General features: G+C 69.9%; 24 protein-coding genes. 17 read left to right on the top strand and 7 right to left on the bottom strand.

From position 1 onward, the window contains the following. The first annotated feature begins 131 nt into the window (after nucleotides 1-131). The 8 genes from cyoA to MKK50_RS18550 all read left to right on the top strand — a co-directional run bounded on the left by cyoA (nucleotide 132) and on the right by MKK50_RS18550 (nucleotide 8,181). On the top strand, nucleotides 132-1,274 hold the full coding sequence (gene cyoA / locus MKK50_RS18515) for a ubiquinol oxidase subunit II (RefSeq protein ID WP_253369410.1): 1,143 nt from the start codon (nucleotides 132-134) through the stop codon (nucleotides 1,272-1,274). A 39-nt stretch (nucleotides 1,275-1,313) separates the two neighbouring features. Next, the gene (gene cyoB, locus MKK50_RS18520) at nucleotides 1,314-3,317 is read left to right on the top strand and encodes a cytochrome o ubiquinol oxidase subunit I (protein ID WP_499024447.1); all 2,004 of its coding nucleotides are present in this window, start codon (nucleotides 1,314-1,316) and stop codon (nucleotides 3,315-3,317) included. 44 nt (nucleotides 3,318-3,361) lie between these two features. After that, nucleotides 3,362-3,970, top strand: a complete 609-nt coding sequence (gene cyoC, locus MKK50_RS18525) for a cytochrome o ubiquinol oxidase subunit III (RefSeq protein ID WP_375541385.1) — start codon at nucleotides 3,362-3,364, stop codon at nucleotides 3,968-3,970. Next, a complete protein-coding gene (gene cyoD / locus MKK50_RS18530) occupies nucleotides 3,967-4,356 on the top strand; it encodes a cytochrome o ubiquinol oxidase subunit IV (RefSeq protein WP_253369416.1) in 390 nt (129 codons plus the stop codon). Before cyoC ends, cyoD begins: the two co-directional genes overlap by 4 nt. A 61-nt stretch (nucleotides 4,357-4,417) precedes the next feature. Then, complete coding sequence (locus tag MKK50_RS18535; protein ID WP_499024450.1) at nucleotides 4,418-5,143, top strand: SURF1 family protein; 726 nt, start codon at nucleotides 4,418-4,420, stop codon at nucleotides 5,141-5,143. A 295-nt stretch (nucleotides 5,144-5,438) separates the two neighbouring features. Beyond that, complete coding sequence (locus MKK50_RS18540; protein ID WP_253369419.1) at nucleotides 5,439-5,744, top strand: hypothetical protein; 306 nt, start codon at nucleotides 5,439-5,441, stop codon at nucleotides 5,742-5,744. 144 nt (nucleotides 5,745-5,888) lie between these two features. Next, nucleotides 5,889-6,587 (top strand): TVP38/TMEM64 family protein, encoded by a 699-nt coding sequence (locus MKK50_RS18545; protein ID WP_499024451.1) that lies wholly within the window; start codon nucleotides 5,889-5,891, stop codon nucleotides 6,585-6,587. Between the two features lie 58 nt (nucleotides 6,588-6,645). Beyond that, nucleotides 6,646-8,181, top strand: coding sequence for a phospholipase D-like domain-containing protein (locus MKK50_RS18550; protein WP_499024453.1), 1,536 nt, complete (start codon nucleotides 6,646-6,648; stop codon nucleotides 8,179-8,181). 117 nt (nucleotides 8,182-8,298) lie between these two features. Here MKK50_RS18550 and MKK50_RS18555 read toward each other — a convergent pair whose 3' ends face one another. Together MKK50_RS18555 and MKK50_RS18560 are read right to left on the bottom strand one after the other, a co-directional pair. Next, nucleotides 8,299-9,366: an asparaginase gene (locus MKK50_RS18555; RefSeq protein WP_499024456.1), complete on the bottom strand. Its 1,068-nt coding sequence runs from the start codon at nucleotides 9,364-9,366 to the stop codon at nucleotides 8,299-8,301. Between the two features lie 80 nt (nucleotides 9,367-9,446). Then, on the bottom strand, nucleotides 9,447-10,274 hold the full coding sequence (locus MKK50_RS18560) for an endonuclease/exonuclease/phosphatase family protein (RefSeq protein ID WP_499024458.1): 828 nt from the start codon (nucleotides 10,272-10,274) through the stop codon (nucleotides 9,447-9,449). Between the two features lie 241 nt (nucleotides 10,275-10,515). Between MKK50_RS18560 and MKK50_RS18565 the strand changes: the two genes are divergently transcribed. The 7 genes from MKK50_RS18565 to MKK50_RS18595 all read left to right on the top strand — a co-directional run bounded on the left by MKK50_RS18565 (nucleotide 10,516) and on the right by MKK50_RS18595 (nucleotide 16,822). Continuing rightward, complete coding sequence (locus tag MKK50_RS18565; protein ID WP_499024460.1) at nucleotides 10,516-11,403, top strand: N-acetylmuramic acid 6-phosphate etherase; 888 nt, start codon at nucleotides 10,516-10,518, stop codon at nucleotides 11,401-11,403. Continuing rightward, the gene (locus MKK50_RS18570; RefSeq protein ID WP_499024462.1) at nucleotides 11,400-12,413 is read left to right on the top strand and encodes an SIS domain-containing protein; all 1,014 of its coding nucleotides are present in this window, start codon (nucleotides 11,400-11,402) and stop codon (nucleotides 12,411-12,413) included. Before MKK50_RS18565 ends, MKK50_RS18570 begins: the two co-directional genes overlap by 4 nt. A 94-nt stretch (nucleotides 12,414-12,507) precedes the next feature. Next, nucleotides 12,508-13,674, top strand: coding sequence for an N-acetylglucosamine-6-phosphate deacetylase (gene nagA, locus MKK50_RS18575; protein ID WP_499024464.1), 1,167 nt, complete (start codon nucleotides 12,508-12,510; stop codon nucleotides 13,672-13,674). Between the two features lie 61 nt (nucleotides 13,675-13,735). Beyond that, nucleotides 13,736-13,993 carry a hypothetical protein gene (locus tag MKK50_RS18580; protein WP_499024467.1) on the top strand — a complete coding sequence of 86 codons (258 nt, stop codon included), beginning with the start codon at nucleotides 13,736-13,738 and terminating at the stop codon, nucleotides 13,991-13,993. 90 nt (nucleotides 13,994-14,083) lie between these two features. Then, nucleotides 14,084-15,967, top strand: coding sequence for a glycoside hydrolase family 15 protein (locus MKK50_RS18585; RefSeq protein WP_499024469.1), 1,884 nt, complete (start codon nucleotides 14,084-14,086; stop codon nucleotides 15,965-15,967). 90 nt (nucleotides 15,968-16,057) lie between these two features. Next, entirely contained in the window at nucleotides 16,058-16,306 is a 249-nt protein-coding gene (locus MKK50_RS18590) for a hypothetical protein (RefSeq protein ID WP_499024471.1), read from the top strand. Between the two features lie 81 nt (nucleotides 16,307-16,387). After that, nucleotides 16,388-16,822 carry a PilZ domain-containing protein gene (locus MKK50_RS18595; protein WP_499024473.1) on the top strand — a complete coding sequence of 145 codons (435 nt, stop codon included), beginning with the start codon at nucleotides 16,388-16,390 and terminating at the stop codon, nucleotides 16,820-16,822. Between the two features lie 84 nt (nucleotides 16,823-16,906). Here the strand turns inward: MKK50_RS18595 and MKK50_RS18600 are convergent, their stop codons facing one another. Continuing rightward, a complete protein-coding gene (locus tag MKK50_RS18600) occupies nucleotides 16,907-17,335 on the bottom strand; it encodes an HIT family protein (RefSeq protein WP_499024475.1) in 429 nt (142 codons plus the stop codon). A gap of 133 nt (nucleotides 17,336-17,468) precedes the next feature. Here MKK50_RS18600 and MKK50_RS18605 point away from each other — a divergent pair, with 133 nt between their 5' ends. Continuing rightward, nucleotides 17,469-18,503: a cation diffusion facilitator family transporter gene (locus MKK50_RS18605; RefSeq protein WP_499024478.1), complete on the top strand. Its 1,035-nt coding sequence runs from the start codon at nucleotides 17,469-17,471 to the stop codon at nucleotides 18,501-18,503. A gap of 105 nt (nucleotides 18,504-18,608) precedes the next feature. On the opposite strand, the gene ada is transcribed toward MKK50_RS18605, so the two are convergent. The 3 genes from ada to MKK50_RS18620 all read right to left on the bottom strand — a co-directional run bounded on the left by ada (nucleotide 18,609) and on the right by MKK50_RS18620 (nucleotide 22,214). Further along, complete coding sequence (gene ada, locus MKK50_RS18610) at nucleotides 18,609-19,694, bottom strand: bifunctional DNA-binding transcriptional regulator/O6-methylguanine-DNA methyltransferase Ada (protein ID WP_499024480.1); 1,086 nt, start codon at nucleotides 19,692-19,694, stop codon at nucleotides 18,609-18,611. Nucleotides 19,695-19,827: 133 nt separating this feature from the next. Further along, nucleotides 19,828-20,997, bottom strand: coding sequence for a M20 aminoacylase family protein (locus MKK50_RS18615; RefSeq protein WP_499024482.1), 1,170 nt, complete (start codon nucleotides 20,995-20,997; stop codon nucleotides 19,828-19,830). Continuing rightward, a complete protein-coding gene (locus MKK50_RS18620; protein ID WP_499024484.1) occupies nucleotides 20,994-22,214 on the bottom strand; it encodes a GNAT family N-acetyltransferase in 1,221 nt (406 codons plus the stop codon). Before MKK50_RS18620 ends, MKK50_RS18615 begins: the two co-directional genes overlap by 4 nt. Nucleotides 22,215-22,431: 217 nt before the next feature. On the opposite strand from MKK50_RS18620, the gene MKK50_RS18625 reads away from it, so the two are divergent. Then, complete coding sequence (locus tag MKK50_RS18625) at nucleotides 22,432-23,163, top strand: SOS response-associated peptidase (RefSeq protein ID WP_499024486.1); 732 nt, start codon at nucleotides 22,432-22,434, stop codon at nucleotides 23,161-23,163. Between the two features lie 12 nt (nucleotides 23,164-23,175). On the opposite strand, the gene MKK50_RS18630 is transcribed toward MKK50_RS18625, so the two are convergent. Further along, on the bottom strand, nucleotides 23,176-24,171 hold the full coding sequence (locus MKK50_RS18630) for an alginate O-acetyltransferase AlgX-related protein (protein ID WP_499024488.1): 996 nt from the start codon (nucleotides 24,169-24,171) through the stop codon (nucleotides 23,176-23,178). Nucleotides 24,172-24,275: the final 104 nt, after the last annotated feature.

Here is a 24,275-nt window from a genome sequence, read left to right on the forward strand (position 1 = left end):
AAGCGCGCCACAACACGATCCCGGAGACGCCGAGCCGACACCGTCGGCTCGGCATCTCCGGAGAGAAACGAACCGCCGCCACGCGGGAAGTCACCCGCGCGGCCCTTGCGATGGAACGAAGATTCGTGGCCATGACCGCCGACCGTTCATTGAGAGCCCGTGCCGGGGCCGGCTCCGCGGGCCGGATCCTGCGGGGTCTCGTCCTCCTGCCGCTGTTCGGCCTGCTCGCCGGCTGCAACCTCGTGGTGATGCAGCCCTCCGGCGACATCGCCATGCAGCAGCGCAACCTCGTCCTCGCCTCGACGGGGCTGATGCTGCTCATCATCATCCCGGTGATCGTGCTGACCCTGCTGTTCGCGTGGCGTTACCGCGCGTCGAACACGGCGGCCCGCCACGACCCCGACTGGGACCACTCGACCGGGCTCGAAGTGGTGATCTGGACCGCGCCGCTGATGATCATCATCGCGCTCGGCGCGCTGACCTGGATCAGCACCCACACCCTCGATCCGTTCCGGCCGCTCTCGCGCATCGAGCCGGGCAAGCCGATCGCGGCGGAGGTGAAACCACTGGAGGTGCAGGTCGTCGCCCTCGATTGGAAGTGGCTGTTCTTCTACCCCGAGTACAACGTCGCGACGGTCAACGAGCTGGTCGCGCCGGTGAACCGGCCGATCAACTTCAAGATCACCGCCGCATCGGTGATGAACGCTTTCTACATCCCCGCGCTCGCCGGCATGATCTACGCGATGCCCGGCATGCAGACGCAGCTCCACGCCGTGATCAACAAGCCGGGCGCCTATGACGGGCTGTCGTCGCACTACAGCGGCACCGGCTTCTCGCGCATGACGTTCAAGTTTCACGGGCTCGAAGGCGACGGCTTCGACCAGTGGATTGCCAAAGTGAAGCAGCAGGGTTCGGAATTGAGCCGTGATGCCTATCTCGAACTCGAGCGCCCGAGCGAGCGCGTTCCCGTCACCTACTACGCCTCGTTTGCCGACGGCCTCTTCGGCAAGATCGTCGGCATGTGCGCCGTGCCCGGCAAGATGTGCATGCACGAGATGATGACCATCGACGCCAAGGGTGGCGCCGGCAAGGAAAGCCGAGAGAACGCCGAGCGGCTCCAGTACGACAACCGCCACACGCAGCGCGGCGACGAAGCCCCGGGGGCGACGACCCCGGCCTCGCACCGCGCGCCCAAGAGCGAGTCGCCCGACGGCGAGAAGAACCACGAGGGGAGCGGCCAAGGCCACTCCGCTCCCGACCAGACCAACAACTGATCCGTCGCCGCCTCAGGATTTACGGACGAGTTTCAACCCATGTTCGCAAACACGGACCTGCAGCACCTGCTGTTCGGGCGCCTCTCCCTGGAGGACATCCCGTTCCACGAACCGATCCTGCAAGTAACCTTCGCAGGCGTCGCCGTGGCCGGGATCGCGGTGCTCGCCGCCATCACCTATTTCCGCTTCTGGGGTCCGCTCTGGCGCGACTGGTTGACCTCGGTCGATCACAAGAAGATCGGCATCATGTACGTCATCCTGGCGCTCGTGATGCTGCTGCGCGGCTTTGCCGATGCGTTGCTGATGCGCTCGCAACAGGCGATCGCGTTCGGTGCCAACGAGGGCTACCTGCCGCCGCATCACTATGATCAGATCTTCACGGCGCATGGCGTGATCATGATCTTCTTCGTGGCGATGCCCTTCGTCACCGGCCTGATGAACTACGTCGTGCCGCTGCAGATCGGCGCGCGCGACGTGGCCTTCCCGTTCCTGAACAACTTCTCGTTCTGGATGACGGTGTCGGGCGCGGCCACGATCATGATCTCGCTGTTCGTCGGTGAGTTCGCCCGCACCGGCTGGCTCGCCTACCCGCCGCTCTCGGGCGCGGACATGAGTCCGGGGGTCGGCGTCGATTACTACATCTGGGGCCTGCAGATCGCGGGCATCGGCACGACGCTGTCCGGCATCAACCTGGTCGCGACCATCGTGAAGATGCGCGCGCCCGGCATGTCGATGATGAAGCTGCCGATCTTCACCTGGACCTCGCTGTGCACCAACGTGCTCATCGTCGCCGCCTTCCCGATTCTTGCCGCCGTTCTCGCGCTGCTGAGCCTCGACCGCTACGTCGGCACGCACTTCTTTACGAACGACCTCGGCGGCAACCCGATGATGTACTTCAACCTCATCTGGATCTGGGGTCACCCGGAGGTCTACATCCTCATCCTGCCGGCCTTCGGCGTGTTCTCGGAGGTCACCTCGGCCTTCAGCGGCAAGCGCCTGTTCGGCTACACCTCGATGGTCTACGCGACCGTCGTCATCACGATCCTGTCCTACCTCGTGTGGCTGCACCACTTCTTCACGATGGGGTCGGGCGCGAGCGTGAACTCCTTCTTCGGCCTCACGACGATGATCATCTCGATCCCGACGGGCGCGAAGATCTTCAACTGGCTGTTCACGATGTACCGCGGCCGCATCCGCTTCGATGTGCCGATGCTCTGGACGGTCAGCTTCATGGTCACCTTCACCATCGGCGGCATGACCGGCGTGCTGCTCGCCGTGCCCCCGGCCGACTTCGTGCTCCACAACTCGCTGTTCCTGATCGCGCACTTCCACAACGTGATCATCGGCGGCGTGCTGTTCGGCATGTTCGCCGGCGTGAACTACTGGTTCCCGAAGGCCTTCGGCTTCAAGCTCGACGAGTTCTGGGGCAAGGTCAGCTTCTGGTTCTGGACCATCGGCTTCTACGTCGCCTTCATGCCGCTCTACGTGCTGGGCCTCATGGGCGTGACCCGCCGTGCCCAGCACTTCGACGATCCGTCGCTGCAGATCTGGTTCGTGATCGCCGCCATCGGCGCGGGTCTGATCGCCCTGGGCATCGGCGCGATGATCGTCCAGTTCGCGGTCTCGATCAAAAACCGCGAGAAGCTGCGCGACCTGACCGGCGATCCGTGGGAAGGCCGGACCCTCGAATGGGCCACCTCCTCGCCGCCGCCGGACTACAACTTCGCCTTCACGCCCGTGGTGCATCGCCTCGACGCGTGGTGGGACATGAAGGCCCGCGGCTTCCAGCGGCCGCTCTCGGGCTACAAGCCGATCCACATGCCCAAGAACACCGCCACCGGCGTAATCCTGGGCATGGTCAGCATCGTCTTCTCCTTCGCGATGATCTGGTACATCTGGTGGCTCGCAGCCCTCACCTTCGTGGCGATGCTGGCGATCACGATCGGCCATACCTTCAACTACAACCGCGACTTCTACATCCCCGCCGAGACGGTCCGCCGGACCGAGCAGCGGCGGACCGAGGCGCTGGCGGCGCGGGTCTGAGCATCATGGCAACGCACGCGACCCACACCCTTGTCGGCGAACGGATGTCCGGCGCCGACGTGCCGGACTTCCTCGATCTCGAGGGCGAGCATCACCCGGAAGGGGGCACGATGCTCGGCTTCTGGATCTACTTGATGAGCGACTGCCTCATCTTCGCAGTCCTGTTCGCGACCTACGCCGTGCTCGGCCGCAGCTACGCGGCCGGGCCCTCGCCCAAGGACCTGTTCGACCTGCCGATCGTGGCGGTGAACACGTCGATGCTGCTGTTCTCCTCCATCACCTACGGCTTCGCCATGCTGGCGATGGAGAAGGACGATCTCGCCAAGACCCAACTCTGGCTCGCAATCACCGGCCTGTTCGGCGCGGCCTTCGTCGGGCTCGAACTCTACGAGTTCGCCCATCTGATCCACGAAGGCGCCACGCCCCAGCGCAGCGGCTTCCTGTCTGCGTTCTTCACCCTGGTCGGAACCCACGGCCTGCACGTCACCTTCGGCCTGATCTGGCTCGTCACGCTGATGATCCAGACCCGGCTTAAGGGCCTCGGGGCGGAGAACAAGCGCCGGCTGATGTGCCTGTCGATGTTCTGGCACTTCCTCGACGTCATCTGGATCGGCGTCTTCACCTTCGTGTACCTGATGGGAGTCCTGCAATGAGCGGGGCAGCACACGCCGACGATCACGGGCACGACGGCCATGGGCAGGACGCCCACGGCCACGGCTCCTTCAAAGACTACGTCACGGGCTTCGTGCTCTCCGTCATCCTGACGGCGATCCCGTTCTGGCTGGTGATGGGCGACGTGCTGGGCGACAAGCTCGTCACCGGCGTCGTCATCCTCGGCCTGGGTGCGGTGCAGATCGTGGTTCACATGATCTACTTCCTGCACATGAATACGAAGTCGGAGGGCGGCTGGACCTTCATGGCGCTGATCTTCACGATCACCCTCGTGGTCATCACCTTGTGCGGGTCGATCTGGGTGATGCACCACCTCAACACCAACATGATGCCGATCTCGGCCGAGGAGATGCGTCACGCTCCCTGACGCATCCCGCAAACCCGACGCTTCGACGTCCGCCGTCCCGGCGACGGGTCGGCGGCGCCCGTTGCTCGTCCGGCTCGCCCTGATCCTGGCGGGCCTTGCGGTGACGGGTGTGTTCCTCGGCCTCGGCACGTGGCAGGTCGAGCGCCGGATCTGGAAGCTCGACCTGATCGACCGGGTCGAGGCCCGCATCCGTGCCGAGCCCGCGCCCGCACCGGGGCCGGAGGAATGGGCCGGCCTCACCGCCGCTTCCGCCGAGTACCGGCGGGTCCGACTCACCGGGCGCTTCGCCGACGATCGTGCCACCCTGGTTCAGGCGGTGACCGCGCGCGGCGGCGGTTTCTGGGTGCTGGTGCCGCTCGCGACCGACCGCGGCTTCACCGTCCTCGTCAACCGCGGATTCGTACCGACGGAGGCCCGCGAGCGCGCGGCCCGTGCCGCGGGTGAGCTGGATGGAGACGAGACGGTCACGGGCCTGCTTCGCCTGTCCGAGCCCCGCGGCGGCTTCCTGCGCCGCAACGATCCGGCGGCCGACCGCTGGTACTCCCGCGACGTCGCGGCTATCGCCGCCGCCCGCGGGATCGACGGCACGCCGAATGCGCTCGCGCCCTATTTCGTGGATGCCGATGCCGCATCCAATCCCGGCGGCCTGCCGGTCGGCGGCCTCACGGTGGTGGCCTTCCACAACAACCATCTCGTCTACGCGCTGACTTGGTACGCCCTCGCGCTGATGACCGCCGCGGCCCTCATCTACGCCCTCAGGGAGTCTCGCAGGATGCCAAGTCGCTGACCGCCGTCCTATGCCGGTTCGACGGGATCTTCATGGGCAGCTGCGGCTCCCGGCCATTTGAAAATTATTTCGCACATTTTATCGCTGCACCTGTATCGATTGAACGGTTGAGGTTGTTAACCCTTCATACACCGGTCGCCGTCGCGATTCGCGGCGGCCCTGACCGCGCCGGATGAAGCGGGGAGCCGATATGGGAGTCGCCCTGCAGGGGCCTGAACGGGACGGACGTGATCGCCGGGATGGCGACGGATTCGCCCGTCGCGTACCCGAGCCGCTGGCAGATCTCATTGTTGCCATGGAGCGGACCCTTGTCGCGCTGGCAGGAGAGAGCGGCGGGCGCGACGAGTTGCATGCCCTGCGTAACTATCTCTCCGACCTGTGCGTCCTGACCCAGGAGACGCCGACGATCCGCCGGGCAGTGGACCGTCTCGTCCTGGCAGGCGACCGCCTCGGCGAGGCAGTGATTGCGCCGCGGGGCTACGAGCGCCGCTGGCGGAGCCCCCGCCTGAACAAGGCACGCCAAGCGCTCACCTCTCTCGAACGGACGCTCACGGGTGCGCGGCCGAGCCGGATCGCGGTGCGGCTCGACCGCGACTGGTGAAGGGGAGGCGGGCGAGGCAGGCGCCGCGTTGAGCGGGCGCATCGGGCACCACGCGAAAACGGCCGAGCTTGGCGGAACAGTTGCGCCGGCCAACGGTTTGCGGACGCGTGCGACCGGCGCGCCGGTCCCGCTTCGAGCCACTGAATGGATAAACCCAGCCGCTCGGCCCAGACCTGGGCAGCCACGGCCGGCGCCGCCGCGCTGGCGGTCGGGGCATGGTACCTCCTGCCCGTCGAGGAATGGCTGCGCGCGTTCTCGGACTGGGCGAACGGCCTCGGTCCCTACGGCCTCCTCGCCTTCGGCGTGCTGTTCTTCCTTGCGACGCTCCTTGTCGTACCAGGCACCCCGCTCACCATCGCCGGAGCCGCCGCCTTTGGCTGGGCGGTGATGCCGGTGGTGCTGTTCTCCGCGACGCTTGGATCCTGGCTCGCCTTCGTGGCCGCCCGTCACCTGTTCCGCGAGCGGGTGCGGGGACTGATCCGGCGCCGGCCGGCGCTGAACGCCACCCTGGAGGCGGTCGGCGACGGCGGCTGGCGGCTCATGACCCTGATGCGGCTCAGCCCTTTCGTGCCGTTCAACGCCCAGAACTACGTGTTCGGGGTGACGGATGTCCCCACCTCCGCCTATCTGGTCTCCACGGTGATCGGCATGCTGCCGGGCACGGTGGTGTGCGTCTATCTCGGCGTCATCGGCCGCCATGCCGGCAGCGAGGAGCCGACCCGCTGGGTCACTCTCGGCCTCGGCCTCCTCGCGACCGTCGCGGCGGTGGAACTCACCCGGCGCCGGGTGCGGGCCAAGCTTGAGGCGAGCAAACTCAAGCCGGAAAAGGCCGGGGCACGATGAGTGTTCCGCTCGAACAAGGGATGAGCGCGCCGTCGCGGGGTGGCGGCTCGGTGCGCGCATGAGGATGGAAGTCGGGGTGGGTTACGGATCGTCCGAGAGCTGGCTGCGGCCCGGGCTCACTTGCTGGCGGCAGGAGAGGGCGGGGCGCATCGCGGTGCTGCATGACGGTGCGGCCTATTTCGCCGCCGCCCATGCGGCGCTGCTGAAGGCGCGCACATCCATCACCCTGATCGGTTGGAGCTTCGATCCGCGCTCGCGCCTGCTGCCGGGGGATTCGCCCGATGCGGGCGAGACCCTGGCGGAACTGCTGGCCCGCCTCAAGGCCGCGCGGCCGGAACTCGCCATCCGCATCCTGATCTGGGACATGCCGTGGCCGATCTCGGCGGGCAACGACCACACCCCTGACAGCGTGAGGGCGAGCCTCGGGCCCGACATCGACTTCCGCATCGACGGCACGCTGCCTTTCGGCGCCTGCCAGCACCAGAAGATCCTCGTCATCGACGATGCGATCGCCTTCAGCGGCGGCAGCGACTTCGAGGTGAACCGCTGGGACACCCCCGCCCACCGCGACCGCGACCCCCGCCGTCGCCTGCCCTCCGGCGAGGACTACCCGCCGCGCCACGACGTGATGATGCTGGTCGACCGTGCCGCCGCACGGGCGCTGGCGGATCTGGCCCGCGAGCGCTGGCGCCGCGCCACCGGCGAGACCTTTCCGCTCGCAGGTTCCGACGAAGCCCACGATCCCTGGCCCGAAACCCTCGCACCGCACCTGACCGACGTAATGGTGGGGCTCGCCCGCACCGATCCGCCGCGGGACGGGCGCCCGGCGGTGACGGAGAGCGCCGCGCTCTATCGCGCCTCGATCCGCGCGGCGCAGCGCTTCATCTATCTGGAGAACCAGTACCTGACCTCGCCGGTCGTCGCGGAGGCGCTGGCCGAGCGCCTCGCCGAACCCGACGGGCCGGAGATCGTGATCGTGCTGTCCGAACGCAGCCCGAGCGGCTTCGACCGCCTGACCATGGACAGCGCCCGCCGCGGCCTGATCCGGGCCTTGCGCCGCGCCGACCGGTTCGACCGGCTGCGGATCGTGGCGCCGCACACGGAGAAGGGCCGGCCGATCCTGGTGCATGCCAAGGTCGCGATCATCGACGAGCGCCTGCTGCGGATCGGCTCCACCAACCTCAACAACCGCTCCCTCGGCTACGACACCGAGTGCGACCTTGCCGTTGAGGTGCCGGCCGACGACGCCGAGGCCCGCGCGGCGCTGCGGCGCTTGCTCGTCCGGCTGCTCTCGCATCACGGCGGCTGCCCACCGGATGTGTTCGCGCAAGCCCTCGAGGCCCGCGGCTCCCTGCGCGCGGTGCTCGACGATCCCCGATTGATGCCGCGCCCCCGGGTCTGCCCCCTCGTCCCCTCCCGCCGCGGCCCGGTGGCCCGCCTCGTCGAGGCCTTCCATCTCGGTGACCCGGTGAGCCCCGCCGACGCGTGGCGCCCCTGGCGGCGGCGCAAGGCGCTGCGCCGGGCTGGCGGCCCAAGCTGCTCGGAAGCGGACATCGCCTCGCAACCGGAGAAGGCGGCGCTGGGCGCCTCATAACCCTCAACCGTGACGGTTGGACGGTTGGTTTTCGCCAAGCTCCTCCTCTCCCCGAACAGCGGGGAGAGGCGATGCTCGCTCAGTTCGGGTCCATCACATGGAGCCGAAAAAGCACCGCTACTTGTCGAACACCGCCTGCAAAGCCGCAGCGTCCTTCCGCGCCTCCTTGCCCGCGGGCAGGGCGAGCAGGGTGAGGATGCGAGCCTTGTCCGGCGTGAGGTCGCCCGCAAACACGGCGCCGGCCTTGCGCAGGGTGTTGCCGCCGCCCTTGAAGCCGTAGACCGGGAGCGCGCGGCCGTCATGCACCTTGGTCGCCACGATCACCGGCACGCCCCGCGCGATGACCTCGGCGATGGCGTCGTGCATCTCGGCGTTGACGTTGCCCCAGCCATAGGCCTCGACCACGATCGCCTCGGCCCCGCTTTCGGCCGCGTGCCGCACCTGCGAACCGTCGGCGCCGGCATACATCGCCACGAGATCGACCCGCGGCATCCGCTCCGGCAGCGGCAGGGTCTGGCGGCGCAGGGAACGGCGGCCGAACACGACGCGGTCCTCGTCCACGTATCCGAGGATGCCGGCTTCCCCGGAATGGAAGGTCTCGACGTTGCTGGTGTGGGTCTTGCGCACCTCGCGGGCCGCATTGATGCGGTGGTTGAGCGTCACCGTCACGCCCTGGCCCACCGCGCCCTCGGCCAGGATCTGGCGGGCGGCGTTGAGGAGGTTGCGCGGGCCGTCGGCATCCGCGTCGGACGCGTTGCGTTGCGCCCCCACCAGCACCACCGGCTTGTCGCTCTTCAGCGTCAGGTCGAGGAAGTAGGCGGTCTGGTCGAGGGTGTCGGTCCCGTGCAGGACGATCGCCCCGTGGATGCCGGGATCGGCGAGCAGCGCGTCGAGCCGAGCGGTCAGGGCCGGCCAGCGGTCCGGCCCCATATAGTCGCTCGGCACGTTGCTGAACTCGGTGACCTCGATGGTGGCGATGTCCTTCAGCCTCGGCACCGCCGCGACGAGATCCTCGCCCGACAGGGCCGGGACCGGCGCGTGGGTCGTGGGATCGAGCTTCATCGCGATGGTGCCGCCGGTCGCGACCACGGCGATCCGCGGCGGCTCCGCCCGGGCCGGCCCGGCGGACAATGCGGTCAGGGCGGCGAGACCGAGAGCGGTCAGGAATCCGTTCATCTTCGTCATCGCGCGGCGCATCCTCTCCGGTCCACGGCCGGTCGTTCGTGCCGTCCTGCGAAGGACCATGCGCGCACGCGAAAAAACCCTCAACCCGGCTCGATCCGGATCTCCGCCAGAAGCGGCCGATGGTCGGACGCCTTCCGCGCCAGCGGCGTGTCCACGACCGCGACGCGCTCGACGGTAACGCGCTCGCTCACGAAGACATGGTCGATGCGCAGCAGGGGGAAGCGGCTCGGGAAGGTCGCCCCGCCGCGGCGCCAGCGCCGCTCCCCGGTGAGCCACCGCGCATCGGTGAGGCGTCCGCTCAGCCGGCGGTAGGCGCGCGACCAGCCCGTGGCGTTGAAGTCGCCGAGCAGCACCGCCGGTGCGTCGCAGGCCGGATCGCCGAGCCAGTCCGGCCCGAGCAGCGCCTCGGCCTGGGCGACGCGCTCCGCCCCGAGCAGGCCGAAATGCGTGGTGAGCACCTGAAGCCTGCCCGCGCCGGCCGTCACCTCGATCCAGAGCGCGCCGCGCGGCTCCAGGCCGGGGCGCCGCAGCAGGCCGGGCAGGGGGCCGGCGCGCCGGAGCCGCGAGGGCAGGTGGGTGAGCAGGGCATCGCCGTAGCGCTCCTCCTCGATGTGCAGGGCCGGGTGGAAATGCGCGAACATGCCGACGAGCCGGGCGATCTCCTCCGCCTGATCCAGGCCGCCGGTGCGCTTGCGTCCGACATCGACCTCTTGGAGCGCGACGATGTCGGGCGCACACGCGGCAATCACCCGCGCAACCCGCTCCGGCGCGACCCGCCCGTCGGTGCCGCGGCAATGGCGGACGTTGTAGGTGAGCAGGCGAAGGCGCCGCGACGCCATCGAGGCCGGCTCGTCGGCCGCGATCTCCGATCGATCCTCGGCATGCGCCTCGATCTGCCCCTGTTGCACGCCCTCTCCCCCGGCCGATTGCAGCGCGCCCTACCAAGGAACCGGAGCGGCGCGCGCCAACCGAACGCCGGGACCGGCCAACCGATCCCGGATCGCACGCAGCGAACCCGCGCCGACGGCCGTTTTCCGCTCGAAGCGGAACCGCACCGGGGATGACTTCTTTCGAAAGGGCGAGGCGCGTGATGCGGCGCCGAAGGCAGGATGGGGTGGACGCGATGCGGACGAGCGGGGCACGCAAGGCATGAGGACCGAGGACGCCAGCGCCCGCTACGTCGATCTCGATGCCTGGGCCGGGCTCGACATCCTCCAGGCGCTCTGGGAGGGCCAGCTCGCGGCCGTCGCGGCGGTGGGGCCGGCGCTGCCGGCGATCGATGCGGCGGCGCGGGCCGCCGAGCCGGGTCTGCGCGAGGGCGGGCGGCTGGTCTATGTCGGGGCCGGCACCTCCGCACGGATCGGCGTACAGGACGGGGCGGAATTGCCGCCGACCTTCGATTGGCCGGAGGCGCAGCTCGGCTTCGCCATCGCCGGCGGGGAGGGCGCCCTGCTGCGTGCCGTGGAAGATGCGGAGGATTCTGCCGCCGACGGCGCCGCCTGGATCGTCCGCGCGGAGATCGGCCCGCGCGACGTGGTGGTGGGGCTCGCCGCCAGCGGCTCGACGCCGTTCACCGTCGAGGCGCTGAAGGCCGCCCGCATCCTCGGCGCCGTCACCGTCGGCGTCAGCAACAACCCCGAGGCGCCGATCCTGCGCGAGGCCGCCCACGGCATCCTCGCCGCCACGGGGGCTGAGGTGCTGGCGGGCTCCACGCGCATGAAGGCGGGCACGGCACAGAAGGTGATCCTCAACCTGTTCTCGACGCTGGTGATGATCCGGCTCGGCCGGGTCTATCGCGGGCGGATGGTGGCGATGCGCGCGACCAACCGGAAGCTGCGCGCCCGCGGCGTCGCCATGGTCTCCGAGCTGGCCGGCTGCCCGGCGGAGGTCGCCGCCGACGCCCTGACGCGGGCCGACGGCGACATCAAGCGTGCGGTGCTGCTCGCGGGGGGGATGAGCGCGATGCGGGCCGACGACCTGCTCCTGCGCCACGACGGCAACCTGCGCCGGGCGCTTCGTGAGGTAGGGCGATCATGAGCGCGACGACCTTCATGGCGCGGGAGATCGCCGAGATCCCCGATACAGCTGCAGCGTTGCTGGCAGCCGGCGAAGCAGCCCGGCTCGGCGCGACGCTGAGGGCACAAAGCTTCCCCTTCGTGGTCGTGTGCGGGCGGGGCAGTTCGGGCCATGCCGGCGTGCATCTGCGCTACCTGATCGAGACGCGGCTCGGCCTGCCGGTCTCGGCCGCCGCGCCCTCGGTGGTGACAGGCTATGACCGGCCACCGAAGGTCGCGGGCGCACTCTTCGTCGTGGTCTCGCAATCGGGCCGCTCGCCCGATCTCGTCGCGGCGACGCAAGCCGCACGCGCCGGCGGCGCGCTGACCCTCGCCCTCGTCAACGATCCCGACTCCCCGGCCGCGCGGGCGAGCGATCTCGTCCTGCCGATCCTCGCCGGGTCGGAGCAGGCGGTCGCCGCCACCAAGACGGTGACGAACTCCGCCATCGCGGGCGCGGCGCTGGTGGCGGCCTGGGCCGGCGACAGCGAGCTGGAACAGGGCCTCGCCGCCCTGCCCGAGCGGCTGAGGCAGGCGCTCTTCCTGGATTGGTCCGCCTGGAGCGCTGATCTCGCGAGCGCCCCGGCGGCCTTCGTCACCGGACGCGGCCACGGACTGGGCCCCCTGCGCGAGATCGCGCTCAAGCTCGCCGAGACCCTGCGCCTGCCCGCGCTCGGCTATTCGGCGGCGGAGCTGCGCCACGGTCCGCGCGCCTCCGTCTCCACCGCGACGCCGGTCTTGGCCCTGCGCCAGGCCGACCCGCTGGCTGAGGGCGTGGATGCGCTCGTGCGCGATCTGACCGGGGATGGAATGCGGGTTCATGCCTGCGGCGGCCCCCACGGAACCCTGCCTTGGCTCGGCGACGGGCATCCGGCCTGCGATCCCATCGCCATGCTGGTGCCGGCTTATCGCGCCATCGAGGCCGAGGCCCGCCGCCGCGGCCTCGACCCGGACAAGCCGGCCGGCCTCACCAAGGTCACGGAGACGCTCTGATGAATCCGGATCTCGAAAAGGTGAGCCTTTTCGCGGGTCCAGGGCAGAGCCCTGGAAAGACATCGGGGCGCTGCCCCTACACCCCGCCAAAGGGATGATCCCTTTGGGAACCCAACATTCTTGCGCGCTCGCTGCCGAGCGGGTCTTCGACGGCGAGCGGATGCTCGGTGGCCGCGTCGTCGTGCTGGGCGGCGGGCGCATCATCGACGTCACCGCCGAACCGCCTGCGGGCGTGCCGCTCATCCGGCTGCCGGCGGGGGCGGTGCTGGCGCCGGGCTTCATCGATTGTCAGGTCAATGGCGGCGGAGGGGTGCTGCTCAACGACGATTCCAGCGTGGCCGGCATTGCCCGGATCGCGGCAGCGCACCGGCGCGGCGGCACCACCGGCCTGTTGCCGACCCTCATCACGGACACGCGGCCCGCGATCCGCGCGGCCATCGCGGGCGTTGCGGCGGCGATTCAGGCGGGTGTCCCCGGCATCCTCGGCATCCACCTCGAAGGGCCTTTCCTGAGCCCGCAGCGGATCGGCATTCACGATCCCGGCCGCCTCGCCGCGTTCGGCCCCGGCGACGCCGAACTCCTGACCGAACTGGGCGAGCATGGCCTCACCCTGGTGACGCTGGCACCCGAGCGGGTGCCGGCCGGCGCCGTGGCCGACCTCGTCGCCCGCGGCGCCCGGGTCTGTGCCGGCCACACGGCGGATGCGGGTCCGGCGATCCGAGCGGCGATCGGGGAGGGGCTTACCGGCTTCACCCACCTGTTCAACGCCATGTCGCAGATCGGCCCGCGCGAGGCCGGCGCGGTCGGCGTCGCCCTCTCGGAGGCCGGGACATTTGCCGGGATCATCGCCGACGGCCACCATGTCGGCGACGACCAGCTTCGGCTGGCCCTGCGCCTCAAGGGACGCGACCGGCTGATGCTGGTGAGCGATGCCATGCCGACGGTCGGGGACCCTCGCGCGGACGCGTCCTTCACCCTGTTCGGCCGCCACATCGTCCGGACCGGTGACCGGCTCACCGGCGAGGACGGCACCCTGGCCGGCGCGGCGATCACCATGGCGCAGGCCGTGCGCCACATGAGCACCCGCGGCGGCGCCTCCCTGGAAGAGGCCCTGGCGATGGCTTCGCTGACTCCGGCCCGCTTCCTCGGGCTCGACGCGCGGCTCGGCCGGACCGCCCCCGGATTCGCGGCGGATCTAGTCGGGCTCTCGGTCGACAAGGCTGTGCTCGGTACCTGGATCGGCGGGGAACAAGCCGTCTGAGGCACGGTTCGCTCCCTCATAGAGCCCGTCCTGGGCCGCTTTTCCGTAAAAGGTTCGAACCATGAGATTTCCGCTTCGAAGCGGTCTCGTCGCCCTGGCCGCGACGCTCGCCCTGACCCTCGCCGGCCCCGCCGGCGCGCAGGGCAGCAATTCGGGCAGCGGCCTCTCGCCGTCGGCGAGCGCCACCGGCAACGACCGCAGCGCCGGCGTCAACAGCGGCAACTACCGGCGCCCCGGCGGGTACGGCACCCGGCGGGCCTACCGGGCAAGGCGGAGCCCGTCGCGGCCGTTCATGCGAAGCCGCGCCCCGCGCTTCTGAGCGGCTCCCGGCGCTGCGTCGCCTGATGTCGCAGGGGCGAACCCTGCGCATCTCGGAACGTTGCCGCGGCGCCACGCAACGGGAGCGACCGTGACGGACAGACCCATCGCCGACTACGCCGTGATCGGCGATACCTGCACCACGGCCCTGATCGCCCGCGACGGTTCCCTCGATTGGCTGTGCTGGCCCCGGCACGACGGACCGGCGGTGTTTCTGGCCCTGCTCGACAGCGAGCAGGGCGGCGCCTGCCGCCTCGTCCTCGACGGCCTGACCGGGACGACCCGCCGGTATCTGCCTGACACCAACATCCTCGAAACCACCTTCGTCACCGCTACGGGCTGCGCGGTGCTCACCGACTTCATGCCGCTTCACCGTCACGAATCGGTGCCGGAGGAGGGGCCGGACGGCCGGGCCCAGGCTCAGGTGGTCCGACGCCTCGCCTGCGTATCCGGGCATGTGTCCGGCCGCTGGCGGCTGCGCCCGAGCTTCGATTACGCCCGCGCCCCGACCGAGGCGACGATGGACGACGGGGCCGGTGTCCGCTTCCGCGGCGGTGGGGACACCATCCGCGCCGTCTGCGCCGTGCCGCTCGCCCTTCGCGACCGTGAGGCCGAAGGCGCCTTCGCGCTCGGGGCCGGTGAACGTGCCGACCTCGTGATCGCCCACGGCGAAGCCCGCGTGACGGAGGGAGAAGGGTTACCCGGCGTGGTGGATGCGTCACTTGCCGACACGCGGGCCTATTGGGAAGAGTGGTCGGGCCGATGCACCTACCAGGGGCCCTACCGCGAAACGGTCCTGCGCAGCGCCCTGACCCTCAAACTCCTGACGCACGGCCCGTCGGGCGGCATCGTCGCCGCCGCGACAGCGGGACTGCCCGAGGCGGTGCCGGGCAACCGCAACTACGATTACCGCTACGTCTGGATGCGGGATGCGAGCTTCACCGTTACCGCCTTCGTCAATCTCGGCTACCGGCGCGAGGCCGCGGAGTTCCTGCGCTTCCTGCGCGAGGCCGATACGAGCCGGGGACGCGACCTCCACCTGATGTACGCCCTCGACGGTGCGGTGCCTGGGGAGGAATCCCTCGACCACCTGCGCGGCTGGCGCGGCACCGGCCCGGTGCGGATCGGCAACGCGGCGGCCGATCAGGAACAGTACGACATCTACGGCGAGTTCCTGGTGGCGCTCCACGGCTACCTCGAAGCGGTGGAGTACGACCCACCGGTCAAGGTCAACGACCATCTGCCCGAGGCGCTTGGCCACCTGACCGACCACATCCTGCGCGCCCGACACGCGCCCGATCACGGCCTATGGGAGATGCGCACGCAGAAGCGCCAGAGCGTGCACACCAAGGCAATGCTCTGGGTTGGTCTCGACCGCGCCGTGCAGATCGCCCGCGCCGACCCGAAGCGCCGCCTCGCCCATCCGGACACGATCGCGGGGTGGGAGCGCGCGGCGGCCGAGATCCGGGCCGAGTACCACGCCCGCGGCTGGAACGCGGCGCGCGGCGCCTACACCATGGCCTACGATTCGGACGACCTCGACGCGGCGGTGCTGCGCGCCGTGCTGTTCGATGCCTTCGACCCGGACGATCCGCGCGTGACAAAAACCCTGGAGCGCGTCGGCGAGGAACTCGGCGCGGGCGATCTCGTCTACCGCTACCGGCTCGACGACGGGCTGGAGGGCGAGGAGGCGACCTTCACCGCCTGTGCCTTCTGGCGGGTCGGCTGCTTGGCTATGGCCGGCCGCAACGACGAGGCGACCGCCCTGTTCGAGCGGTTGCTGGCGCGGGGCAACGACCTCGGCCTGTTCGCCGAGGAGATCGACGCGGAAACGGGCGAGCAGCGCGGGAACGTACCGCAGGGCTTCACCCATATGGCGGTGATCAACCACGCCGTCCGTCTCGCCGCGGCCGACCGCGAGACGCCGACCGACGAGCCGGATTGCCGGGCAGAGGCCGATGCCGTCTCGGCCTGATCTGCCGAGCCGATCGGGCGCCCTGACACAAACCGGACCGATTGTCGGGCTACCTTGATTCCGAGGGTGCGGCGATGCGGAGGCCATCCGATGCGAAGCTACAACCTGTTCCGCCGCCGGGGCAGGGAAGCGCTGTTCTGCGCAGTTCCGGAGAGCTGTGCCGTGCCGCGCTTCGTCGGCGGGCGCCGCTGGACCTTCGGCGGGCGAATCGACGGCAGCGCGAGCCCGCCCCCCGGCTTTGACGACCGCGCCGCGGTGACCGCCGTGCGCTTCAACGGCTTCTACCTGTTCCAGTGCCTCGACGAGGGCGGGGCGGGGCGGGTGGGCGACGCCCCCTGAGCGGGCGCGCGATCATGGCGAGCATTCCTTAACGGCCGGCATGGCAGACAGGCGGGGAGTCAGGCGGGCCGGAGACCGATCATGATCAGCGACAAGCGCCAGGAGACGCGCAAGCGAACCTTTCTCAAGGGACGGATCCACTTCAACAAGGGTGCGTCCAGCATGGACTGCCTCGTCCGCGATTTCTCGGAGATGGGCGCGCGGCTGGAGTTGAGCGAGACCAATACCCTGCCGGAAACATTCGACCTCTACATCCCGCAGAAGGAAATCACCCTCCGGTCGAATCTGCGCTGGCGCCGCGGCGATGCGGTCGGCGTCGCCTTCGCGGAGGCGACGAAGGCCGCCCCAGAGCCATCCCCGGCACCGTTGACGGACCCGTCGCTCGCCGTCCTGCTGCGCCGGATCGCCGAGTTGGAGGCCGAGAATGCCGGCCTGCGCTCGGTGATCGCGTCCATGGGAACCAGCATGGGTGCCGCTATGGGAGCGGGATCGGCGAACGGGGCCCAACACGCCTGAATCGCGCTGGCGCGTCGGGACCCCTCCTCAAGCGCCGCGCGGGCTTGCTGATCCGGTCCGCGCTTGACTCAAGCGGAAACCGGATCAGCCCTCGTCCAGCGCCGCCCGGATGCGCGCGGCGTGCTCGGCGAGCACCGCATTGTCGGCCATGCCGCCCTCGTGGCGCTTCAGCGGCACGCCGTCATGGCGCGGCACGAGATGGAAGTGCAGGTGGAACACCGTCTGCCCGCCGGCCGGCTCGTTGTACTGGAACAGCGTCAGCCCATCCGCCTTGAAGGCCGCCTTCACCGCGCGGCCGACCCGCTGCACCGTGCCGATCACGGCGCCGAGCGTCTGCGGCTCGGCGTCGAGCAGCCCGCGCGAAGGCGCCTTCGGGATGACGAGGGTATGGCCCTCGCCCTGGGGCATCACATCCATGAAGGCGACGCTGTGCTCGTCCTCGTAGACCTTGTGGGCGGGGATCTCCCCGCGCAGGATCTTCCCGAAGATGTTGTCCGGATCGTAGGGCGTCATCGCACGGCTCCTCGCAGAAACGGCCGGCACGTTGCACGGGCCGGCTCATCGCAGCAACTGTGCGAGCAACCTTGACCACTCCGGCGGCGTTGACGAGCCCGTGACGGCGGTGCGCGCCGCTCGGGAGCGGGACATGGCCGAAAGCACGGGTGCGATCTACACGGCGGCGGGCGCCAACCTTGCCATCGCGGCGGCGAAGTTCGTCGGCGCCTTCCTCACCGGCTCGACCGCGATGCTGGCCGAGGGCGCGCACTCGCTGGTCGACACCGCCAACCAGCTCCTGCTGCTGGTTGGCCTGAGGCGGGCGAAGAAGCCGGCGGACGCCAAGCATCCCTTCGGCTACGGGCGCGAGGTGTATTTCTACGCCTTCATCGTCGCCCTGTTCATCTTCCTCGGCGGCGGCATCTTCGCGATCTACGAGGGCGCCCACAAGATCCAGCATCCCGAACCCGCCGCCGACGCCACCGTGCTCGGCTTCCACCTCTCCGGCTTCTGGGTGAACGTCTCGATCCTCGGCTTCGCGATCCTGGCAGAGGGCTATTCCTGCCTCGTCGCGCTGAAGGCGTTCTGGGCGGAGAAGGGCGAGCGCGGCGCGATCACCGCGATCCAGCGCAGCAAGGACCCGGCGCTCTACACCATCCTCGTGGAGGACGTCGCCGCCCTGATCGGCCTCGTCATCGCCATGGCCGGCGTGGTGCTCGCGCATGTCCTCGACAAGCCGGCGCTCGACGGCTGGGCCTCGATCGGCATCGGCCTCGTTCTGATCGGCATGTCGATCTTCCTGATGATCGAGACCCACGGCCTGCTGATCGGCGAGGCCGCCGACCCGGCGGTAGTGCGCACGATCCAGGCGGCGGTGCGCGAGGAGAGCGCGGTCCAGCACGTCAACGAGGTGCTGACCCAGCATCTCGGCCCCTCGGACATCCTGGTGAACCTCAGTCTCGACTTTGCCGACGACGTGCCCGCGGGCGAGGTCGAGCAGACGGTGGCCCGGCTGGAGCAGCGGATCAAGGCGAAGAGCCCCAACGTCACCCGCGTGTTCATCGAGATCCAGTCGCGGAAGGGACATGCCGCAGGGCACGCGCCCACCGATACGCCGACCGATGCCCCCACTCCTGCGCCCACTGGCCACGACGCGGCCCCGCCCGGCTCGGCCGTTCCGGCGTGAGGGATTAGAGCATCGTCCCGAAAGGTGGCTTCCGGCTTTCGGAAAAGATGATGCAAAAACAAAAGGCTAGAGCATCGTCCTGGATCCGATATCTAGGACGATGCTCTAGCGCTTCACTCCCTCGCGGGCGAGCAGGGCCGCCTTGCGCGCCGTGCCCCAGCGGTACCCTGAGAGCGCCCCGTCCGAGCGCACCACCCGGTGGCACGGAATCGCGACGGCCAGCGCGTTGGCGCCGCAGGCCATGGCCACGGCGCGGACCGCCGCCGGCTCGCAGATGGCGCGGGCGATCTCTGCATAGGTCGCGGTGGTGCCGACCGGGATGCGGCGCAGGGCCTGCCATACCCGCTGCTGGAAGGCGGTGCCACCGATGTCGAGGGGCAGGTCGAGCGCGCCTCCCGGCGCCGCGACGAGGCGCACGACCTCAGCCACCGTCGCTGCGAAATCCGCGTCGCCGGCCACGATCGCCGCCTTGGGGAAACGCGCCGTCAGGTCGGCTCGGAGCGCGTCGGCATCGTCGCCGAGCAGGATCGCGCAGACCCCTCGAACGGTGGCCGCCACCAGCACGAGCCCGAGAGCGCAGGCGTCGGTTGCAAAGAAAATCCGCTCGCCCGCGCCGCCCTTGCGGTAGGCCGAGGGGCTCATGCCGAGCCGCTCCGCGCCGCCCGCATAGAACCGGCTCGGCGCGCCGTAGCCCGCCGCGTAGACGCTCTCGGTCACGGTTCGGCCCTCGGCGAGGCTGTCGGCGGCGCGGGCCGCGCGGTGGGCTTGGGCGTAGGCCCTCGGCGTCACGCCGGTGACCGCCTTGAAGATGCGGTGGAAGTGGAACGGGCTCAGGGACGCCGCGCGGGCGAGCGCGTCGAGAGAGGGCGGCGTCTCCGCCGCCTCGATCAGCCGGCAGGCGCAGGTGACGGCCTCCGCCTGCCGCTTGGACTGGGCCGCCTCGTCGGGCCGACAGCGGCGGCAGGGCCGGAAGCCCGCGGCCTCGGCTTGCGCCGGTCCGGCATGGAAAGACAGGTTTTCAGGCCGCGCCGCCCGCGAGGGACAGCTCGGCCGGCAATAGACCCCCGTGGAGCGCACCGCGTAGACGAAACGCCCGTCGAAGCCGCCATCGCGCGCGGCGACGGCAACGCGCATCTCGGCCTCGGTGAGAGGCGCCTCGTCGGGTGGGGCGATTTCGGGTTCGGCGAGCATCGGCTCCTCCGGGAGAAGGGGATGCGGCGATCCTGACGGATCAGCGCGGCGCGCGCATCCCGTCCCTTGCGGTCGAATCCGAATGCCGTTGCAAAACCCCTCCCTCCCGCATGCGGAGAGAGGGGGGCTCACGTCACGCCGCCGTGCGCCGCTCCACCATCCGCGCCAGATAGGCCGCGCCGAGCGGGATCAGGCTGTCGTCGAAATCGAAGCTCGCGTTGTGCAGGCCCGGCCCCGGCGTCGCGCCGAGCCAGGCGTAGGCGCCGGGCACCGCCGCGACCATGTCGGCGAAGTCCTCGCTGCCCATGCGTGGCACGGTGTTGGCCTCGACCTTCTCGGAGCCGAACAGCTCGGCGGCGATCTCGGCGGCGGCCGCCGCCTGCTCGGGATGATTGTCGAGCACCGAGAACACGTCGCGCAGGTCCACCTCGATGGTGGCGCCGTAGGCCGCCGCGAAGCCCGCTGCCAGTTCGCGGATGCGGGTGGCGATCAGCTTGCGCAGATCGGCGTCGAAGGTGCGCACGGTGCCGGTGAGATGCGCGCCCTCGGGGATAACGTTGTAGGCAGCGCCCGCATGGATCTGCGTGACCGAGACCACGGCGGATTTCAGCGGGTTGCTGTTGCGGCTGACGATCGACTGCATCGCCTGCACCAGCCCCGTCGCGATCACGATCGGATCGATGCCCTGGTGCGGCATCGCCGCGTGCGCGCCGCGGCCGGTGATGCGGATGTCGAAGAAGTCGGCCGCCGCCATCATCGGGCCGGGCCGCACTTGCAGTACGCCGTGCGGGCCGTGGGGCGCGTTGTGGATCGCGTAGATCTCGTCGACCGGAAATTTTTCGAACAGGCCGTCGGCGATCATCGCGCGGGCGCCGCCCAAACCTTCCTCCGCCGGCTGGAACACGAACACGGCGGTGCCGTCGAAATCCCGCGTCTCGGCGAGGTAGCGGGCGGCGCCGACCAGCATGGTGGTGTGCCCGTCATGCCCGCAGGCATGCATCTTTCCCGGCACGGTGGAGCGGTAGGGGAGGTTGGTCTCCTCGGTGATCGGCAGGGCGTCCATGTCGGCGCGCAGGCCGATCCGGCGGGCGCCGGGCCGGCCCTGCAGCACGCCGACCACGCCGGTCTTGCCGAGCCCCCGGTGCACCTCGATGCCGAACTTTTCGAGCTGCTCGGCGACGATGCCGGAGGTGCGGACCTCCTCGAAGCCGATCTCGGGATGGGCGTGAAGATCGCGCCGCAGGGCGGTCAACTCGTCGGCATAGGTGCGGATGCGGTCGATCGGGCTCGTTTGCAGGCTCATTCGTTTGCGTCCTCGCAGGTGCGGCGGAAGGGCGACATCGTCTCGTACTCGGCCATCGCCGCGTTCACGTGGCTGCGCTCCCGCTTCAGATAGTCGGCGACGGCGCGGGCCAGCGCCGGGTCGGCGATGTCGTGGGCCGAATGCATCGGCACCGGGCGGTAGCCGCGGGCGAGCTTGTGCTCGCCCTGCGCCCCGGCCTCGACCCGCTTCAGCCCGCGGGCGATCGCGAAGTCGATGGCCTGATAGTAGCAGACCTCGAAATGCAGGAACGGGTGATCCTCGATGCAGCCCCAGTTGCGGCCGTAGAGCGCCGTGTCCCCGATGAAGTTGATGGCGCCCGCGATCGGCCGGCCCGCATTCCTGGCGATCACCAGCAGGATGCGCTCGGGCATGCGCGCGCCGATGAGCGAGAAGAAGGTCCGGTTGAGGTAGGGCCGCCCCCATTTGCGGGCGCCGGTGTCCTGATAGAACTCGTAGAAGGCGTCCCAATCGGCTTCCGTGATGTCGGCGCCGGTCTTGTGCTCAACCGTGATGCCCCGGCTCAGAGCCTCCCGCCGCTCGCGCTTGATCGCCTTGCGCTTGCGCGAGGCGAGCGCCCCGAGAAAATCGTCGAAGCCGGCATAGCCCTCGTTCTCCCAGTGGAACTGCTGGTCGATGCGGGTCAGCATCCCGAGGGCTTGCGCCTGCTCGGCCTCGCGCGCGCGGGTGAAGGTGATGTGGATCGAAGAGGCCTCGGTCTCGGCCCGCAGGGCACGCAGCCCCGCGACGAGGGCGGAGGCGGCAGTGTCGGGATCCTCCCCCGGAGCGATGAGGAAGCGCGGCCCCGTGACGGGCGTGAACGGCACGCTCACTTGCAGCTTCGGATAATAGCTGCCGCCGGCCCGCTCGTAGGCGTCGGCCCAGCCGTGGTCGAACACGTATTCGCCCTGGCTGTGGGACTTCAGATAGCAGGGCGCGGCGCCGACCAGCCGGCCCTCGCGCTCGACGCGGACATGCAGCGGCAGCCAGCCGGTGCGGCGGGAGACGCAGCCCGCCTCTTCCAGCGCCGAGAGAAACGCGTGGCAGGTGAACGGGTTGAAGGTCTCGTCGCCCGCCCCGAGGGTCTCGGGGGAGGTGGCGCAGGCGTCCCATTCGGCGGCGTCGAACCGGGCCATGCCCGGCACGGCGCGCACCTGCAGGACGGGCTCGGGAGCGTTCGCCGTCGCGGGGGTCGTCATGGCCCCAAGTTAGAGCGCCTGAGCGTGGATGTGGATAGCGGTTCGGCACATGCCGGGCGCGACAAACTGAGACCGCTCCACGCCTCGCCCTCATCCTGAGGTGCGGAGCGCAGCGAAGCCTCGAAGGATGAGGGCGAGGGTCGGATCTCCGTCATCGCTGTGAGTCGGGCGCCCCTATCGCTTGATCCGGCGCCCGCGCCGCGCCCATATCGCGTCCATGTGCGGACGCTTCTTCATCGGTCAGCCGCCGGAGGTCTACCGCGCCCTCTACGGCTACTCCGAACAGCCGAATTTTCCGGGCCGCTTCAACGTGGCCCCGACCCAGCCGGTGCCCGTCGTGATGCGCGAGAGCGGCGAGCGGCATTTCCGGCTGATGCGCTGGGGCCTGTGGCCGGCATGGCTGAAGGATCCGTCGGACTTTCCCACCCTGTTCAACGCCCGCATCGAGACGGCGGCCGAGAAGCCGGCCTTCCGCGGGGCGCTGCGCCACCGCCGGTGCGTGTTCCTGGCCGACGGCTTCTACGAATGGCGCCGCGACGGGGCCGGCAAGGCCGCGACGAAGACGCCGTTCGCGGTGCGCCGGACCGACGGAGCGCCGATGGCGTTCGCCGGCCTGTGGGAGCCGTGGATGGGCGCGGACGGATCGGAAGTCGACACGGCGGCGATCATCACCTGCTCGGCCAACGGCACCCTCAGCGCGATCCACGAGCGGATGCCGGCGATCCTGGCCCCGGAATCGGTCGGGCCGTGGCTCGACGCGGCGGTGGACGCGCCCGAAGCCGCCCGCCTCTGCCGGCCCTGCCCGGACGAATGGCTGCGGCTCGATCCGGTGAGCGAGCGGGTCAACAGCGCGCGCAACGACGATGCCGGGCTGCCCGAACCGGTGGCCACGCCCGCCGGCCGCAGGGCTCCGGCGAAGGCCGAGACCGTGCAAGGCGAGCTGTTCTGACGCGCTCGCCGCTCAGGCTGCCGCGCCGCTTCCCCCGGCCGTCTCCTCTCCGAACCGTTCGGCGGCGTAGTCGTCGAGGTTGAACGCGTCGTCGGGCACGCGAAACATGAACCGCTCGGCGATCTCGGTGAGCAGGATGTCGGGCCGGGTCCGCTCGACATAGGACCAATCGACCGACGTGCTCCAGACGAAATGCACCTCGGCAAAGGTCTCGGCGAGCATGATCGTCAGCATCAGCGGCGCGAAGTGCGAGTAGGAATCGCCGAACAGGACGAGGCGGCGCGGGTCGCGGGGCGTGGCGTTGGCGTAGATCACGTGCGAGCCGACATGGAGCGTGTCGGCGCGGCCGGCCGCCTCCCGTGCCTGCACGATCGGGCTGGCGTAGCGGCGCACGGCATCGCGCTGCAGGTCGTGGATGCGCGTCCGTTCGATGCGCGGCGGATCGAACCGTCCTCCGAGATCGCCGGAAATCTCGGTCTCGCGGAATCCGCGCGCGGCGAGGTCCGGGCAGGGCGCGGCCCGCAGCGCGCGGCAGATCTCGCGATAGGCGAGGTGGCAGCCGGCGAAGGTCCAGTGGCTGTCGGTGCGGTAGAACAGGTCTTCCCCCGCGCGGGCCGCGCGCATCGGCTCGACGAGGTCGATGCAGGTCCGCCGCAGGACGCGCGTGACCGGCCATTCCCGGAGATGCCCCTTCAGCCGGGAAAGCCACCACCGCCGCGGCAGGCCGCGGATCAGGCGGCGGGCGGGGGAGAGGCGGTGATCGACGGCGATCCCATCGAGGAAGCCGTCGTAGACGCTGAGCTTTTCCGGGACGACGACGTGGTGGTAGGCGATGCCGAGTTCCCGCGCGCGCGCCGCACGGCCGGCGATGCGCTGGCGCCACAGCTCGGTCTGGTGGGCCATGAAGCCCGACTCGTTGAACTGCGCGATGACGTTGTTGCTGCCGGCGACGACGAACAGCCAACCGTCCTTGCCGACATGAATGTGATCGGTGGCCGTGTCCGACACGAAGTCCCGCCCCTCCTCAACCGTCTTCGCCAATGCCGAACGCGCGGGCGGGCCGAGGCTCTACAGGCGCCGGCCGTTCCGAGGCAAATGCGGCTGGGCACGAA

This window comes from Methylobacterium sp. J-043 (genome assembly GCF_022829505.1).
GTDB lineage: Bacteria > Pseudomonadota > Alphaproteobacteria > Rhizobiales > Beijerinckiaceae > Methylobacterium > Methylobacterium extorquens_A.